The sequence below is a fragment of the Geobacillus sp. FSL W8-1251 genome, assembly GCF_038005945.1.
Taxonomy (GTDB): domain Bacteria; phylum Bacillota; class Bacilli; order Bacillales; family Anoxybacillaceae; genus Geobacillus; species Geobacillus stearothermophilus.
In genome coordinates this window covers 2,241,715-2,256,744 of the sequence record NZ_JBBOUF010000001.1, presented here as the reverse complement: position 1 = coordinate 2,256,744, position 15,030 = coordinate 2,241,715, and the positions used below count along the sequence as shown (strand labels likewise).

Annotated in this window: 17 protein-coding genes and 1 pseudogene; 5 read left to right on the top strand and 13 right to left on the bottom strand. The window is 53.9% G+C overall.

The window, feature by feature from the left end; genetic code table 11:
* Positions 1-51: 51 nt before the first annotated feature.
* The 6 genes and pseudogenes from ytkD to NSS88_RS11895 all read right to left on the bottom strand — a co-directional run bounded on the left by ytkD (position 52) and on the right by NSS88_RS11895 (position 2,993).
* Positions 52-519: an RNA deprotection pyrophosphohydrolase gene (gene ytkD, locus NSS88_RS11920; protein ID WP_047818907.1), complete on the bottom strand. Its 468-nt coding sequence runs from the start codon at positions 517-519 to the stop codon at positions 52-54.
* Positions 520-577: 58 nt separating this feature from the next.
* A complete protein-coding gene (locus NSS88_RS11915; RefSeq protein WP_033014566.1) occupies positions 578-910 on the bottom strand; it encodes a hypothetical protein in 333 nt (110 codons plus the stop codon).
* Positions 911-1,052: 142 nt separating this feature from the next.
* On the bottom strand, positions 1,053-1,493 hold the full coding sequence (locus NSS88_RS11910; protein ID WP_033014567.1) for a Dps family protein: 441 nt from the start codon (positions 1,491-1,493) through the stop codon (positions 1,053-1,055).
* A 194-nt stretch (positions 1,494-1,687) separates the two neighbouring features.
* A pseudogene (locus NSS88_RS11905) lies at positions 1,688-1,912 on the bottom strand (RNA-guided endonuclease TnpB family protein); the annotation flags it as partial.
* Positions 1,908-2,054, bottom strand: a complete 147-nt coding sequence (locus NSS88_RS11900) for a hypothetical protein (RefSeq protein ID WP_161804328.1) — start codon at positions 2,052-2,054, stop codon at positions 1,908-1,910. The gene NSS88_RS11900 and the pseudogene NSS88_RS11905, both read right to left, overlap by 5 nt.
* Before the next feature lie 60 nt (positions 2,055-2,114).
* Positions 2,115-2,993 (bottom strand): IS982-like element ISGsp1 family transposase, encoded by an 879-nt coding sequence (locus NSS88_RS11895; RefSeq protein WP_289493462.1) that lies wholly within the window; start codon positions 2,991-2,993, stop codon positions 2,115-2,117.
* 237 nt (positions 2,994-3,230) lie between these two features.
* Between NSS88_RS11895 and ytzI the strand changes: the two genes are divergently transcribed.
* On the top strand, positions 3,231-3,392 hold the full coding sequence (ytzI, locus tag NSS88_RS11890; RefSeq protein WP_015375668.1) for a YtzI protein: 162 nt from the start codon (positions 3,231-3,233) through the stop codon (positions 3,390-3,392).
* 22 nt (positions 3,393-3,414) lie between these two features.
* Here the strand turns inward: ytzI and NSS88_RS11885 are convergent, their stop codons facing one another.
* Positions 3,415-3,891 (bottom strand): S-ribosylhomocysteine lyase, encoded by a 477-nt coding sequence (locus tag NSS88_RS11885; protein WP_011232335.1) that lies wholly within the window; start codon positions 3,889-3,891, stop codon positions 3,415-3,417.
* A 213-nt stretch (positions 3,892-4,104) separates the two neighbouring features.
* Between NSS88_RS11885 and yidD the strand changes: the two genes are divergently transcribed.
* On the top strand, positions 4,105-4,350 hold the full coding sequence (gene yidD / locus NSS88_RS11880) for a membrane protein insertion efficiency factor YidD (RefSeq protein ID WP_033014569.1): 246 nt from the start codon (positions 4,105-4,107) through the stop codon (positions 4,348-4,350).
* Between the two features lie 104 nt (positions 4,351-4,454).
* A complete protein-coding gene (locus NSS88_RS11875) occupies positions 4,455-5,441 on the top strand; it encodes a metal ABC transporter substrate-binding protein (protein WP_049624992.1) in 987 nt (328 codons plus the stop codon).
* A 216-nt stretch (positions 5,442-5,657) separates the two neighbouring features.
* On the opposite strand, the gene NSS88_RS11870 is transcribed toward NSS88_RS11875, so the two are convergent.
* From NSS88_RS11870 to NSS88_RS11855, 4 genes are all read right to left on the bottom strand, one after another.
* Positions 5,658-7,616: a beta-propeller fold lactonase family protein gene (locus tag NSS88_RS11870; protein ID WP_049624994.1), complete on the bottom strand. Its 1,959-nt coding sequence runs from the start codon at positions 7,614-7,616 to the stop codon at positions 5,658-5,660.
* 96 nt (positions 7,617-7,712) lie between these two features.
* Entirely contained in the window at positions 7,713-9,791 is a 2,079-nt protein-coding gene (locus NSS88_RS11865; protein WP_049624993.1) for a hypothetical protein, read from the bottom strand.
* 146 nt (positions 9,792-9,937) lie between these two features.
* Positions 9,938-10,426 (bottom strand): hypothetical protein, encoded by a 489-nt coding sequence (locus NSS88_RS11860; RefSeq protein ID WP_061580885.1) that lies wholly within the window; start codon positions 10,424-10,426, stop codon positions 9,938-9,940.
* A gap of 18 nt (positions 10,427-10,444) precedes the next feature.
* Positions 10,445-10,735: a DUF2325 domain-containing protein gene (locus NSS88_RS11855; RefSeq protein WP_061580884.1), complete on the bottom strand. Its 291-nt coding sequence runs from the start codon at positions 10,733-10,735 to the stop codon at positions 10,445-10,447.
* 326 nt (positions 10,736-11,061) lie between these two features.
* Between NSS88_RS11855 and NSS88_RS11850 the strand changes: the two genes are divergently transcribed.
* Positions 11,062-11,223, top strand: coding sequence for a DUF1540 domain-containing protein (locus NSS88_RS11850; RefSeq protein ID WP_064502500.1), 162 nt, complete (start codon positions 11,062-11,064; stop codon positions 11,221-11,223).
* A gap of 66 nt (positions 11,224-11,289) precedes the next feature.
* A complete protein-coding gene (locus NSS88_RS11845) occupies positions 11,290-11,487 on the top strand; it encodes a hypothetical protein (protein WP_055358728.1) in 198 nt (65 codons plus the stop codon).
* A 194-nt stretch (positions 11,488-11,681) separates the two neighbouring features.
* On the opposite strand, the gene NSS88_RS11840 is transcribed toward NSS88_RS11845, so the two are convergent.
* A complete protein-coding gene (locus tag NSS88_RS11840; RefSeq protein ID WP_011232344.1) occupies positions 11,682-13,154 on the bottom strand; it encodes an o-succinylbenzoate--CoA ligase in 1,473 nt (490 codons plus the stop codon).
* 398 nt (positions 13,155-13,552) lie between these two features.
* Positions 13,553-14,833: an IS110 family transposase gene (locus NSS88_RS11835; RefSeq protein WP_012749092.1), complete on the bottom strand. Its 1,281-nt coding sequence runs from the start codon at positions 14,831-14,833 to the stop codon at positions 13,553-13,555.
* Positions 14,834-15,030: the final 197 nt, after the last annotated feature.

Genomic DNA, 15,030 nt, shown 5'->3' with positions numbered 1-15,030 from the left:
CCGCCGCTTTTGGGAAGCCCATCTTCGGGAGCCGCCGATCGGCGCCCCTTTTCAATCGATCAGCCCGCGCTGTTTCAACTTGGCAAGCGCCAGTGAAAGCACGTCATCTTTCATGAAATAGCTGAAACGCTGATCGGCGCGGATGTCATCCGGCAGCGCCTCAAGCAGCACCGGACCGTTCGTTTCCAAATACGACCCCCGCTCGACGAGCGCAGCGATGTCGGCAAAATAAATGTTTTTCACGATATCCGGCTCCACTTTATATTGGCCGATGTATTCGAGCCGGCCGACAATTCCCCCCGTTTCTTCCATCACTTCGCGGGCCGCGGCTTCCGCCGCTGTTTCCCCTTCTTCCACCTTGCCGCCGGGAAACTCAAGGCCGCGGCGCGGATGATCCGTCAACAGCCATCGCCCGCCATAGCGGCAAATGACCCATACATGCCCGGGGGAGGGGGAAAACGGATGATCCGCAAAGGCCAGCCGAACGCGATGTCCGTAATAATCGCGAAATTCATGCATCGGACTCTCCCCTTTCCTCTCCCCATTATACAGAAAAACGCCGCTCGACTCGCGGCGTTTACTCTTCTTTTTCGTCCGGAAGAATGCCTATCGAGCGGATGTGTGCTTTCGCTTCGTCGTTGCCGAGCTCATAAATCATTTTGTAAATGTCGACCATCGTCCGGTCGTACGCATCGTTTTCCCGGTCGTAATGGTATTGAATATACGGCACGTGGGCACGCCAAAACGCCTGCCAGTCGGTCGAGTAGTTCTGGTCGAAATACTCGCGCAGGCGGGCGATTTCCTCATCAGTCGCCTCGATTTGAAAGTCCCACGGCGACGCGGTTTTCAATTGGGAAATTTCCCCGGTTGCCATCGACACGTAATACGTCTTTTTCCGTTCGTCTGCCACCTTCGTTCACTCCTTCTGCTCTTTTTGCTTAGTGTGGGGCAATCGGGGAAAACTATGCTCATTTTATTTCATCTTTCAACAGCTCGATCGCCTTGCACGAAGCAAAAGGCCGTCCCCCGGCCTGAGGACAGCCTCCTCATTCTTATCGTCCTAAGAACGATTTCAACATCCAGACGTGTTTTTCCAAGCTGCGATGAATGCCAAGCAGCATATCCCCCGTCGTTTCATCGTTCACTTCATCCGCCAGCTGCATGCCTTCCTTCAATTCGCCGATCATCGTTTCAAAGTCGCCGACAATCGAAGCGACCATTTGCTCCGCCGTTTCCGTCCCGGCTGCTTCTTTGACGGACGCCTGCTTGAGGCAGTCTTTCATCGTCGCCACAGGTTTGCCACCCAAGGCCAACAGCCGCTCGGCCAGTGCGTCAATGTGGATCGCGGCTTCGTTGTACAGCTCTTCGAATTTTTCATGCAGCGTGAAAAACTGCGGCCCGGTGACATACCAATGATAGTTGTGCAATTTCACGTACAACACAGTCCAGTTGGCGATTTGCTTGTTGACAAGATCGATCAGTCGAGTTGTCATCCTCTCACTCCTCCTTATGGTTCTTGTACCCAGCTGGCTTGTTGATGAAACATGGAAAATGTGTCGATGGATAGCTTGCCCGATTTCACCGGAAATATGAACGCCAGCTCTGCCAGATATGGTATAGTGAACTACCCCCACTTAATTTTCTAGCGAAAATTTGAAGTGGGGGCTTCCAAAGAAGTTTGACTGCTTCAAGCAATCCTTATTCTTTGAGGCGTGTCCACTTCGCCGCTAGAGCATAAGACACTCAGGTCTACAGCTTTACTTTTCTTTAAGATGTTTAATGCGCCATTGACATCAGCATTAATTAGTTTGCCAGACTTTGTTCGATACAAGCCGCGCTTAATACGTTTGCCGCTGAACTTATATTCTTTTGGATTGTCGGCATTATATTCAGGAATCTCATCGCCGTCAAAATTCCTTGTGTTCAAAATAGTATTGTCTGACATTGTACAATCCGACGTTGTACATGTTCTTGGCAATATGGCACAGTTCTCGAAGAGTCAAGTATTCTTCTTTGGTCAAACCATTTAGCTGTTGTTTGATACAAAAATACATTTTTTCACCTCCCATCTAACTATATTATACTATATTTTAACCCGTGGTGCTAGTTGAGTGTCAGCGCTCAACCAGCCCTAGTGTGACCAAGGAATACGCCAACAAGATGCCATCGAGTGCCACTTCAAACCCGGCCATGGAATTCGCTCGAATGTCGGTGATCCGGTATTGGTCTACGAGAATCGAAAACACCGTCTCGATGACTTTGCGTTTTTTTCGGATCCATTCTTCCCATGCTTTGGATGGGCCGTGCTTTTGATTGTGTCGAGACGGTGTCCAGAACGCAGCTTGGTGTTCTTCGTACAGCTTTTCTCGAAGAGCGCGGCTGATGTACCCTTTGTCCCCAAAGTTGTAGGGATGAGGGATTTGAGTCATCACCGTTTCAGCGGCTTTGACGTCGTGGCAGGACGCTTCCGTCACGACATAGCCCATGGCCAGCCCTTGATTGGTCACTTGAAGATGCAGCTTGAAACCGTAGTACCATTGCTTTTTGGAAGCACAATACCCCATATCCGCGATCCCTCGAAATCGCTTGACGCGCTGCATTCTTGCGGGATGGCACAACGGAAGAGGCAAGCTGTCGACGACCGCATAAGCATGGTGTTGGCCACGTTTCGCCAGCTCATGACGGATCCATTTGATGGCGAAACCAAGCGCCCGGCAGCGGCGGTTGTATCGGGAGCGTTCAAGAAACGAGCCGTTTGTGAACAAATTTCCCGTGACAAAACGATGCCAGGCTCGTTCGGAAGAAAAGCCCAGCAGCTTCCCCAAAAGGTGAACCGCCATGACCACTTCGTCTTCTTGCTTGACCAAGTGACGGTTGCGGCGATGAAGATACATTTGAATCAACGACAGTTGGGCAGAAACAAAACAGAAAATAGCGGCATATTGTTTTTGAAGTTTGGCTGGATCTGTAGTAAAATGAAAGTGCTCTTGCATGGGGGATCTCTCCTTTCGAATGTTGGGTGACACTTTCATTCTACTGGAGATCCGCCAGCAAGGGCTATTTTTATGCTTGATCAAGTTTATCTAGCACCACGGGTTATATTTTACTGAATCTATCCTATTTTCAGCAAAATATAGTTAAGGCGATTCATCTCCCACTTACTCCGCTTCGCTTCGTTGAAGTGGGAGTCTTCTCGCCTAATTAAGATAAAAAGAAAAAAGGCGGGCGTCATGATGTACTGGACCTTGATCGTTTGCCTCATCATCGCCGCTGTCGTTCTCGTGCTGGCGGTCGTCACGACGTCCAAAGCGTATGCCTACAAGCATACGGTCGATCCGCACCCGAATGAACACGGCGGCGAACAACAAGCCGGCCCGAAGCAGCCGCAGTAGCGGCGCGGGGCTGGCTTGTTCATCAACCAAACACCTTTTTCAACTCTTCTTTCTCTTGCGAAAGCCAAAAGCGCATCAGCTGTTTGGCCGCCTCTAGATCATGCAGCTTCGCTTGGCCGCATTGCCGCTCGGTCGCGGCTGGCACTTCCGTCGCGGCGAGCGCGTCCTTCATGGCTTCTTCCAACAAATCAATGATCTCGTCCACGGTTGGCGAGCCGCTCACGACAAGATAAAACCCGGTTTGGCAGCCCATCGGCGAGATGTCGATAATATCGAAATGATCATATTTGGCCGCATGTCGGCGCAGCGTATACGCAAGCAGGTGCTCGAGCGTATGAATCGCGGCCGGATCCATCGCCTCTTTGTTCGGTTGGCAAAAACGGATGTCAAACTTATTGACGACGCCGTCGCTGCCGACTTTGTGAACGCCGCAATGCCGAACGTACGGCGCTTTGACCGCGCAATGATCCAATTCAAAGCTTTCCACCGGTGAAGGCATGTCAATCACTCCTAGTTATTTATTCTCTTTTTTATCATAACCAAGACGAGGAACGTTCCGCATCTTTTTTGCCTCTCGTTCGGCTTGGCGTCTATGCCCAAAAAGCAAGGCTGAGTCGGCGCTCCCTTCCGAGCGAACGACAGTTGTTTTTCTTGAACAAAAGAACGGTTTGTTCTATTGTAATCATGATGATCACAGAAAGGAGAACTGTACATGGGCCAATGGCTGATTTGGTGCATCCGCTTTTATCAACGCTTTCTTTCTCCGCTCAAGCCGCCGACATGCCGCTTTTATCCGACCTGCTCGAACTATGGCATCGAAGCGATCCGGCGCTTTGGCGCCATAAAAGGGGGATGGCTGACGGCGAAGCGCATTTTGAAATGCCATCCGTTCCATCCGGGCGGTTTTGATCCTGTTCCTGAATCATCAGAACATGTGAAAAGAAACAAAATCACTTAATGGCCTTGCCATTTGCTTGATTTTTTTATATGATTAATCCTGTAAATCGTAATGATTACGATATAATAAATGCGGACATCCTTGAGCCCAGAAAGGAGTTCAATATGAGACTACCATCCATTCTTTTGTCTTTCCTTTTGGCGGCAAGCGCCTGGCTATACGGCTGCCAAGCAAAACCGGAGGCACATAAGGCCCAAACATCGAACGACCCATTGACGATTTATACAACCGTCTATCCGCTTGAAGACTTTACGAAAAAAATCGGCGGCGACGCCGTGAACGTCAAAAGCGTTTACCCGCCGGGAGTGGAATCCCATACGTTCGAACCGACAACCAAAACCGTGCAGCAGATTGCCGATGCGGACGCCTTCATTTACATTGGCCACGGGATGGAACCGTTCGCCGAAAAACTGCAGGAAACATTACAAAATGAGCACGTCCGATTTCTCGTTGCCACAAACGGCATCGAATTGCTTGAATCGAACCATGAACAGGAGCATGCGCATGGCGAAGGGCACAAAGATGAACACGGAGAGGGACATGAGGAAGAACATGGCCATGAACACGGAGACAAAGATCCTCACGTATGGCTTGACCCCATCCGATCCATTTCGATCGCCGAGAACATCCGCGATTTGCTGATGGAACTGAAACCTGAAAAAAAAGACCTGTTTATGCAAAACTTTGAAACGTTAAAGATGAAACTCGAGCGCCTTGACGGGCAATTCCGTTCAACAGTGGAGAAAGCTCCCAGAAAAGAGATACTCGTTTCCCATCAAGCTTACGGATATTGGGAAGACCGCTACGGAATCAAACAGCTGAGTGTTTCCGGGCTTTCTCCGAGCAACGAACCATCGCAAAAAGAGCTGACTCAGCTCATCCAGACAGCCAAACAGCATCACATCCGCTATGTCATTTTCGAACAAAATGTTCGTCCCAAAACGGCGGAAGTGATTCAGAACGAAATCGGCGCCAAGCCGCTCCGTCTGCATAACTTGGAATCGCTGACCGATGAAGATCGAAAAGCCCACAAAGATTACTTTGCTCTTATGGCCGAGAATCTCCACGTGCTGCAAAAAGCCCTTTATTGAAATACAACCGCCTGCCTCTTTCGATTCGTGGGCTTTCTCATTTTGTTTCCCGGCTTCGTCTATTTCTGGCGTTTGTTTATGCACGATAAGCGCTATGTACGGCCAAAACAACAAGGAAAAAGGTGTCCCCAACACGCGTGGGACACCTTCCTTTATGACGTGCGATCTTCTGCCCTGCAGAAAGAAAAGCACCCTTTTCCTCACCCATCACTCTCACTATTGCAGCGAGCGGACATAGGCCGCAATGGCCGCAATTTCTCCCGGCGTCAATGTTTGCATTTCTTTCGTCCGATGGCGCCGGATTGCTTCCTCGATCGTTTTCGCGCTGCCGTCATGCAAATACGGGGCTGTCGCCCATACGCCGCGCAGCGTCGGCGTATCCCACTGTTTGGGCGTCCGCGGGTTTGTGAACCGGGCGCGGGCGTCGCCTTTGGAGGCGCGGTCCTTCGGATTGGCCGTGCCGATATCGTGCAAGTAGGCGGTATTGGCAGTCGTCAATTTCCCGTCAGGCCCGACCGCCTTGACGCTGTCGGTGAAATACTCGCCCCCATGGCAGCTTAAGCAATTCCCTTTCCCGTTAAACAGGCGCTCCCCTTCCTTCGCTTCCGCCGTCAAGCTGCCGTCCGCCTTTCGATACGGGCTTTTCGGCACGGGGAACGAACGCGGGTCGTTCAAGTAGGCGAGAATGGCGTCAAACATATGCTGGACGTTCGGCGGCAGCGGCTTGGACGGGTCGATCGCCGTCATGCCGCCCATCTCGCCTTGCACCGTATGAATGTAGTCGGTAAAATCGTCGCGCGAACCATCCCACATAAACAGCCCGGTTTTCGTCGCCAAAATATTGCTCGGCACGTTGCGCGGCCCTTTCGCCGTCATGAGCGTCAAGCCGTTGATGTCGCCGTCGCTATGGCACGAAGCGCAGCTCATCCAATTGTTTCCTGTAATGTTGATGGCAAACTCGTCGCTGTTGGCGCTGTAAAAGATCGTTTTTCCTTCACGCACGAGCGGGGAGAGCGAATCTTTCGCAATGAGGCGGATCGTGCCGCTCTCCTGCTTCGCTTTCGCATATGGGCTTTTTCCTCCGGTTTTGATCACGGCCAAATCATGGCTCATGGCGTTGTGGACGTAAAGCGTCTTCCCATCCGGCGAAATCGCGATCCCGCGCGGATTGTTGCCGTGGATGCGTCGCAAAATTTGCGTCGCCTTGCCGCCGCGGCGCAAGTCAAAGACGACGAGGTCCTCGCTTCCAGACATGACCGCGTACGCTTTGCCGCCGTCCGGGGAAAACGCCACATCGTACGGATTGGAGACGATGATCGTCTCGTTATGAACATCAGTGACATTGATCGCGGCAAACAGCTCTTTCCGCTCGTCCGGCAACTCAACGTCGTTCGTCACATCAATGACCGAGATGGCCGGAAACACCGTTTCCTCAAATTGGATCGGCGTATCGATGTTCGTCAATAAGTGCGGAATATACGCTTTTTTGCCGTCCGGGGCGATGACGATTTGCTCAAGCGTGTTCGGAATGCCTTGGCTCTTTTTTCGATCGGCTTTATCCGGCGACGGGGCGAGGGCGATTTCCTTGACCGCCCGCCGTTTCTTTGTGTCAATCACGGTGACTTTAGCCGCCAAATATTGCGTCACGTACAGCTTCCTTCCGTCCGCTGTCAGCGCCAGCGCCCGCGGCCGATCGCCCGCTTGGATGTCTTTGGTCCGCTTCCCGCTCTCAGCGTCAAACACCGAGACCGTGCCCGAGCGGTAGTTGGCGACATATACTTCCTCCCCATCTGGACTGGTGACGATGCCGAACGGCTCGATCCCCGTTTTCCAACGGTCGACGACTGTCCGCTTGTCAAGCGATACGACGTCCACTTCATCATCGTACATGCAGGAAACATACAGCGTCCGTCCATCCGGGCTGAGCGCCAGCTGGCGTGGTTCGCGGCCGACGGGAATTTCCGCTTCCTTCGTTTTGGTTTTCGCGTTGATGATTGTCACTGTATCCACATCGATGTTGGCGGTGTAGACATAGCGCCCGTCGCTGCTTACGGCGATGTTGTCGCCGTGCGCCGGGGCGTGTCTGACCACTTTCGGCTGCTCATGCCATGCCTTTTCGTCCTGACAGCCGGCCAACAGCGCGGCGATCGCCGCGGCGAACCACCATTTTCGCATTTCAATATTCCCCCGTTTTTTCACGAAAATGATAACCATCCTCAATTTTACAAAGAAAAGCAGCGAATCTCAGTCGTATTCGCCGCTTTCTTTCTGTTATTTGTTGCCGGATCCAACATCGACCTTGACCGTCCGCAACACCGGCGCCACGCCGTATGGGCCGCCGGCCGCCTGCACTTGCGGCACATGGTCGCGGTCAGTGTTGCCCAATTTTTTCCCTTTGATGTAGACATCTCCCGTATCCCAAAACTCACTTGCCTGCATCCCTTCCTGAAGCGTCGGGCCATCGACGATTCGGTCGTAAAAGTCGACGTAACGGGAGATGATCGTTTCGCGGTCAAGGGATTTCGCCGTCTCATCCGCTTGGTCGTTGTTCAAGTTTTGCAGCGCCACGCGGAACACCCCCGACAACGCGCCGGCGAGCCACGAGGTGTACTTATCCTCTGTTTCTCCCGTATGGTACACGTGCCATTTTTGATCCCAAAAATGGCGGTCCATCGCCTCATAAACAAGGCGCGCCGCATCGCGGTACGCTTCGTCTTTCGTCGCCAAAAACGCCGCCGTAAGCCCGCGGATCGCACCAAGCTGGGCAAGAAGCGTCGGCTCGTCTTGATCCGGCCCTTGGCCGATCGTATAGCCGTTTTCGACAAGCCCGTCTTTTCGCATCAAGTTGTGCATGATAAAATCCGCTTGCCGGCGGATGAGCTCAAGCGCCCGCTTTCCTTCCGGCGTGCCAAGCCCTTTGGCGCTCTCTCCGCTCGCATAGCCGACCGGCATCCCGTCAATCGCCCGTTCGAAGATGCGGAGCGCTTCCATTGTATAGCCGGCTTGGAACGTATCGACCCGATTTCCTTGCGTTCGCCCGTCATGTTCGGTCACAAACGCGCCCGCTTTTTCATTGAAATGCATGGCATCGATGTTGCGAAACACTTGCAGCAGCACGTCGCGGTTGACGGAATACGGGTCGTCGGCCACGCGGTCGTTGGCTGGATCGGCATCCACATTTTCTTTTGCCGCTTTCGGGAACGGTTTTCCGTCAAACACGGCCAAAAACGCGGGGTTTTGGTTTTTGTTTTCCGGCCGCTGGTCGGTCATGCCGAAAAACTCCGCCGCCGGCCATAGCATGAGCCATTGGTCCTCAAGCAAGCTGCGGGGATCTTTGACGACCAACTTCGCCGCATCCGGCGCCAGCTCGCTTCCCCCTTCAGCCAATTCCACCGCGTGCGGCAAATAGACGAATCCCCCGCTTGGGTTGTAGCGGCTGCCGGCTGCCTTCGTCAACGCCTGTTGCTTCGCATCATAAAATAAATGGTCACGGATAAAAGCCAGCTTGTTCCATATTTGTTCCGTCAAAATCATCCCTTGCATCCCGTCGGCGGAGCTGACGCCAAGAGCGACGTTCCCGCTTTGATCGTCGTTTGGCGTTTTCGCCTCCACCTCTTCATCGCTGTCTTTTTGATGAAAATTCCCCAAAAAGTCGCCGGCCCAAAGCGCTTGCTTCAAAAAGACACCGCCGTAAGCCGATGGCGTGAGCACTTTGTCCATTTTTCCGCGATCCCAGCGAAGCGATTGGAAATCGACTTGATAGACGGGAACGTATGTACCGTCGTCATTTTCCGCGTACACGTCCGTGTCAACCTTTTGCGCATAATGCGGATCGCCGCCGGCGTACTCGATGAAGGTCGGGAACATGTTGCGGAAAATTTCCTCGCGCGGATAGCCGACGCTGTCCGCAAGCTCATAAAAACGGTCGGCGAGTGCTTCATCGGCTGGCTTATGCCGCTGTTCGGCCCGTTGCTTGGCGATCGGGCCGTTGATGAGATGGAGCCCGAGCCCTGACTTTTCTGTCACCTCATACATGGCTTCTTCGGAATACTCGTATGACTCGATGCCGGCCGTATAGTCAAATTTCGTCGGCTCATCCGGCTTTCTCGCGTCAAGGGTGTCCAAATCAAGCCCGAGCCCTTCAGCGAGCGGTTCGCCCGAAAGTTCAAATTCCGAGTAGGCAAACATATTGCCGGCCGTATCAAAATGATCGTCCGCCACCGGCACGTGCAGGCGCGGCGCTTCCGCTGAACGGCCGTTCTCTTTCTCCCCGACGGCGGAACAGCCGGACGCCAAAAGCAGCGAGGCCGCCGCCGACGTGGCCATGATTTTCCAAGGCATGCGTTTCATAACTTGCTCCCCCATTTTATTTAAAAATAACGATTTTCATTTTCAATCTATTTCATTATACGCCGGCGATCCCCTTCATTCAAGCCGGAATCCGTTCCATCACATTCCGCCCGAGAAAGACGCTTTTCATGCCTCTTCTCCTTCCCTTAAGCCGGAATCCACTCAATGCGGCGTCCGCCCGTCCATAAAAAGCAGCATTCCAGTTCGTTCGGACAACGTCCGATTGTTTTGCGGCATAAGGACGACGCCGTTTCTTTGCATCGCCGAATGGCTTCCTCTTCCTCACACCACAGCAGCACACGAACCCGGTCGCGGTAAACGATGTACAACTCCCGATCCGCTTCTTCGCCCAATCCGCCGTCCGCCAGCAGCAGCGGCTTGCATGCCGCCTCTTCCATCGAACCGAAAAACTGCAGCAAATGATCCGTCACCTTGGCCAACACAAGTCCGTAATGCAACGGCGTCGGAAACATCGACAAAGGAAGGAGCGAACGGTGCTGATCAATCAACCGGAGCAAGCAAAGCGGCGACCGCAGCGAAGGCGCGGTGTCGCAATACGCTTGAATGACGCGGCGAAGAAACCGGCGCAGCGCACACGGCCAGACATCCAACGTCTCGTGATGGATAGGCACCATGGCTCGCCTCCTGTTTGTTCATGCATGTTTTTCCAGCTGCCCCAACACGGCGTTGATCGAGCTCCATGACCGTTTCGCAAAATAAATAGGCTTGTCTTTGCTTTTCGCCTTCTCTTTCACTTTCTTCGCCAAATTATGGTTCACGTAATCGATCATGACCAATATGGCGTCGACATGCTCCGGAATGTCGCGTTTCACCATATTCACTTTTCGTCCATTGAGATGAATGATTTCCCGGAATCCGGAACGCTCCAATTTATCGGTAATATGGCCTAAATGATCGGCTCCGACAACAAGCAGTGATGCCATCACGAAAGCCTCCTTTGCTCGCTTCTTTCTTTTTTATTTTAATTGAGAATGATTTTCTATGTCAATTATAACAAGAGATATTTTCATCATTTTTTTGGGCGATGAGCCCCCGCTTCAACGATGGTAAAGAAGGAAACGCCATTTCTGCACGAAATCCTTCTTTTATATTTGGGGAGGCGTGGGAGAACAACCATGATGGAAGCTGTCGATTGCCCCTGCTTCCGTTGATCCCAAGCGGGAGTCTTCTCGATTAGAGATGGATAAAATGCCTGCAAATGCGTCAAACTATAGACGCGGGCGATTTCATCACGACAAGGGGGATGACCATGGCGAAAGATGTTCTTTGCGAAGTGCGCAACTGCCATTATTGGGCGGAAGGGAACCGTTGCAGCGCGGAGTCCATTTATGTGGTCAGCCATGCCGGAAACATGGCGTCTGATTCGTCGGAAACGGACTGCAAAACGTTTACTCCTTCCAATGAAGCGTAACGATTCAGCAAATAAAGCGCTGCCCGGTGTTGCGGGCGGCGCTTGCATCGTTAGAGGGGGATGACGGTGGACAAGCGCGCCAGTCTCATTCAAGCGTTCCAAAAGGAAATGAAGCGGGCCGCTTTAGGAACATACCCAGCTTGCATCGACTCCTTCGCCCGTTTGTGGGATTATGAGTTCGGTTCGTTTGATCAACTCCCACCTGAGATTGAACGGCTCATCGCGCATCGGGCCGCTGAACTCGGGTGGATGGATGACGTTTGAGGGCCGTCCTCCAACAGGGGACAAAGCGGACGGATGAAGCTGGATCGCAGCGGTCTAAAAGCAAGGGCTTCGATTCGGCGAACGCCATGCCTCCCGGTCGGAACGCCGCGGGAATGGCAGCGGCAAAAAGGCAGGAACCTCGACTTAGGCGAGGCCCTGCCTTTTCTGCTTCCGAACAGGCGTTTTTACTCCTATCAAAAGGTTTGTTCCGTTTTTGGAATGAGCCTTTTCAGTTCGCGTCGCAGCAGTTTTTGCGCGGCGTTGCGCGGCAGTTCGTCGACGAAGTAAATGCGGGCCGGCACTTTATATTTCGCCAGCCGCTCGCGGCAAAACGCGCGAAGGGCCGCTTCGTCTGGCGACGCTCCGCGTTTCAGGCGGACGAACGCATACGGCACTTGCCCCCACGTTTCATTCTCGACGCCCGTCACCCCGGCTTCTTCCACATCGGGATGCGACAGCAGCACCGCCTCCACCTCAGCGGGATAGACGTTTTCGCCGCCGGAAATGATCAAGTCAGAACGGCGGTCAAGGACGTACAAAAATCCGTCTTCATCAAGATAGCCGATATCGCCGGTAAAAAACCAGCCGCCGCGGATCGCTTGCGCCGTCGCTTCCGGGCGTTGCCAATATCCTTTTGTCACATTCGGCCCTTTGACGACAATTTCCCCCGCTTCATGCGGCGCAGCCGGCTTTCCGTCTTTTAGGATGCAAAGCTCCGCCGGAAAAAGCGGCTTGCCGGCCGAACCGAGCTTCGTCAAACTGTATTCCGGCGCGAGTGTTGCGATTTGCGACGCCGTTTCCGTCATCCCGTATGTCTGGTACACCGGGATGCCCTTTTCTTTGCATGCCTCAAGCAGCGGGCGCGGCGCCGGCCCGCCCCCCAGCAGCATGCAGCGGAACGTATCGGGGTAGCGCGCTTCCCCGAGCTCGGCCACCATCCGCTGAAGCATGGCAGCCACGACCGACATGATCGTCACGTCGCCGCGCATGATCCATTCGTTCGCTTCCTTTGGGTCGAATGACGTTTGCAGCCGCATCGGCATGCCATAAATGACGCTGCGCATGGCGATCGACAGGCCGCTGATATGAAACAGCGGCACGGCGGCCAGCCAGCAGTCGCGCTCATGCAAGCCTAAATTGAGCGCCGAGCCGACCGCGCTCCACCAGTGGTTGCCGTACGTTTGCAGCACGCCTTTCGGGGTGCCGGTCGTCCCGGACGTATACATGATCGTGGCGACTTCCTCCAAATCGCACGTTTCTTTTAAGGAGACGTCCACTTCCGGAAGCGCGGCAACCGCGCCCACAGTCAGAACGCGTCCATCGCCGTCAAGGCTCCCGGCTAGCTCCTCATCGGCGATGGCAAGCCGCGCGCCGCTGTCATCAAGCTGCCAGCCAAGCTCATAGGACGTAAGGCGCACGTTTTGCAGCAGGACGCGGGCGCCGAGAAAAAACAACGCATGGATGATCTCGATCATCTCGATGCGATTTTTCATCAGCAAGGCGACAATATCTCCTTCCTTGACGCCTGCTTGAGCGAGGCGCCGCGCCCAGACGGCAGCCGCTTCATACAATTCGGCAAACGTTTTGGTCCGCCGCCCGTCGCTCACGGCGATTCGCTCCGGGGTTAAAAACGCCCGCTGCTTCAGCCAGTTTGGCATCGTTGTCATCTAGCGTCCTCCCTCTAGAAATGTTGATCTATCAAGGCTTTTCGGCCTCTCAGGGGTGTCCAAAAAATATTTTTCGACAAAATCCCTTACATCCTTTTTCAGTTTTGTGGATATCTTACAGACCTAGGGTGCGCTTCGCGGCCACGGCTGGTTATATTTTCCTGCCGCGGGGGGGGGAAGCATATTCGATGCACCCTTTGGATCTCCGCGTCGCTGATGAGGACGAACCCTCCCATGTCTCCGGGCGTCTTCGCGCCAACATTCCCTCGTTCGGTCTCGTCATCAGGCGGAGGCCGGCCAAGCTCCTTTAGGGACTCAAGGTCGAATGGATGAAATCACGCCAGCTTCTCCGGTGTCATCTCGTTGTCCAACGATTCTTCCGTTCGCAGGGGGAGGCCTTAGGCCGCCCGTTGCACCTGGGACAAGACGTCCTGTTTCATTCGCTCCGCGTCAAACGCTTGTTTCTTCGTACAAATCGCAAACAGCACATTCAACAGCTTCCGGCACAAGGCGACGATGGACTGCTTTCCGGTCAGCGGATTGACGGATCGGGTCGTATAATACTCATGCAGCTCGCGAAACGCCTCGTTATGCCGAATCAGCGGAATCATCGCCCGAAACAGCACCGAGCGCAACCGTTTCCGTCCCCGTTTGGAGATGTGCTTTTGCCCTTTGCGCTGGCCGGAGGAGTTCTCCTTGAGCGTCAGGCCCGCCAACTTCACCAATTGGCGCGGGTCCCGATAATGGGCGAAGCTGCCGATCTCCGCCAGCAGATCGATGATCGTGGCGTCTCCCAACCCGTCGACCGTTTTCAACCATTGGTACTCCATCGTCGTTTGAACCAATGCCTTCAACTCGGCGTCCAGTGCAGCGATCTCCGCCTCCAATTGGCGGTATCGGCGGACGAGCGCGGCGATCTCAAACCGGGCCATCGCTGTCCCTTCCGTCACCCCAATCGAGTCCTTCGCGGTGTTGATCAACGCCTGAATTTTGGCCTTCTGCGGGCATTTCATCCCTTCGCTTTGCCGGTACACCTCAAGAAGCTCCTCCACCGTCCGGCCGGCCATATCAGCCGGAAGCGGCGTCCACTCCAACACCGAAAGCGCCGTTTTCCCCAAGTCACGAAACACGGTCCAAAACTCTGGAAAATACCGATCCGTCCAGCGGACGATCGCGTTTTTCACCGCCGTCTGTTCCTTGCGGAGCTTCTCTTTGAGCGTGCTCCCCACGCGCAAATCGGCTTCGATCTCGTGCAGCAGCCGGGGAACGAGGAATCGTCCGTCTTTTGCCAGTCTGGCAATGACCAGGGCGTCTTTGGCGTCGTGTTTCGTCGGCAGGTTGTCATCAAGTTCTTTCGACCGGCACACATGCGCCGGGTTGACCATGACCAACGGGATCCCGTGCTCCTCGAGGAAGTAGGCCAGGTTCAACCAGTAGTGCCCGGTCGGCTCCACGGCGACGATCACCTCTGACTTCCCGAACGCTTGCATCGCCCCCTGAATCGCTTTATACAGCTGTTGAAACCCCTCTTTCGACTGGAAGATCGGGAACGATTTGCGAAGCACGCGCCCCCGGTCATCCACGAAGCAGGCGTAGTGGGTTCGTTTCGCGATATCGATGCCCACGACAAGCGTTTGTTCCGTAACTTGATCAATTTTATAGTTTTGTGTACAATTCATCTGAAGTCCTCCTTGGTATGGTGAGTGATGTGGTTGACACCCCTGCATCATACCAAGAGGGCTTTTTTTGATCAAGTCCCCGGAAAAGCTCCTAACGGGAATGCTCCTTTCTTGCCCCCTCCTCCGCCGACGGCCAGCGAAAGGATTCCTCCCTTCGGAAAAGCGACAAAAAGCAGCTTGACGCGCCATCAAGCTGC

Bases quoted from the DNA above. Each gene is read 5' to 3' on its own strand.
- ytkD (WP_047818907.1), bottom strand. From the start codon at position 519: ATGCATGAATTTCGCGATTATTACGGACATCGCGTTCGGCTGGCCTTT.
- NSS88_RS11910 (WP_033014567.1), bottom strand. From the start codon at position 1,493: ATGACAACTCGACTGATCGATCTTGTCAACAAGCAAATCGCCAACTGG.
- NSS88_RS11900 (WP_161804328.1), bottom strand. From the start codon at position 2,054: ATGTATTTTTGTATCAAACAACAGCTAAATGGTTTGACCAAAGAAGAA.
- NSS88_RS11895 (WP_289493462.1), bottom strand. From the start codon at position 2,993: ATGCAAGAGCACTTTCATTTTACTACAGATCCAGCCAAACTTCAAAAA.
- ytzI (WP_015375668.1), top strand. From the start codon at position 3,231: ATGATGTACTGGACCTTGATCGTTTGCCTCATCATCGCCGCTGTCGTT.
- NSS88_RS11885 (WP_011232335.1), bottom strand. From the start codon at position 3,891: ATGCCTTCACCGGTGGAAAGCTTTGAATTGGATCATTGCGCGGTCAAA.
- yidD (WP_033014569.1), top strand. From the start codon at position 4,105: ATGGGCCAATGGCTGATTTGGTGCATCCGCTTTTATCAACGCTTTCTT.
- NSS88_RS11875 (WP_049624992.1), top strand. From the start codon at position 4,455: ATGAGACTACCATCCATTCTTTTGTCTTTCCTTTTGGCGGCAAGCGCC.
- NSS88_RS11870 (WP_049624994.1), bottom strand. From the start codon at position 7,616: ATGCGAAAATGGTGGTTCGCCGCGGCGATCGCCGCGCTGTTGGCCGGC.
- NSS88_RS11865 (WP_049624993.1), bottom strand. From the start codon at position 9,791: ATGAAACGCATGCCTTGGAAAATCATGGCCACGTCGGCGGCGGCCTCG.
- NSS88_RS11860 (WP_061580885.1), bottom strand. From the start codon at position 10,426: ATGGTGCCTATCCATCACGAGACGTTGGATGTCTGGCCGTGTGCGCTG.
- NSS88_RS11855 (WP_061580884.1), bottom strand. From the start codon at position 10,735: ATGGCATCACTGCTTGTTGTCGGAGCCGATCATTTAGGCCATATTACC.
- NSS88_RS11850 (WP_064502500.1), top strand. From the start codon at position 11,062: ATGGCGAAAGATGTTCTTTGCGAAGTGCGCAACTGCCATTATTGGGCG.
- NSS88_RS11840 (WP_011232344.1), bottom strand. From the start codon at position 13,154: ATGACAACGATGCCAAACTGGCTGAAGCAGCGGGCGTTTTTAACCCCG.
- NSS88_RS11835 (WP_012749092.1), bottom strand. From the start codon at position 14,833: ATGAATTGTACACAAAACTATAAAATTGATCAAGTTACGGAACAAACG.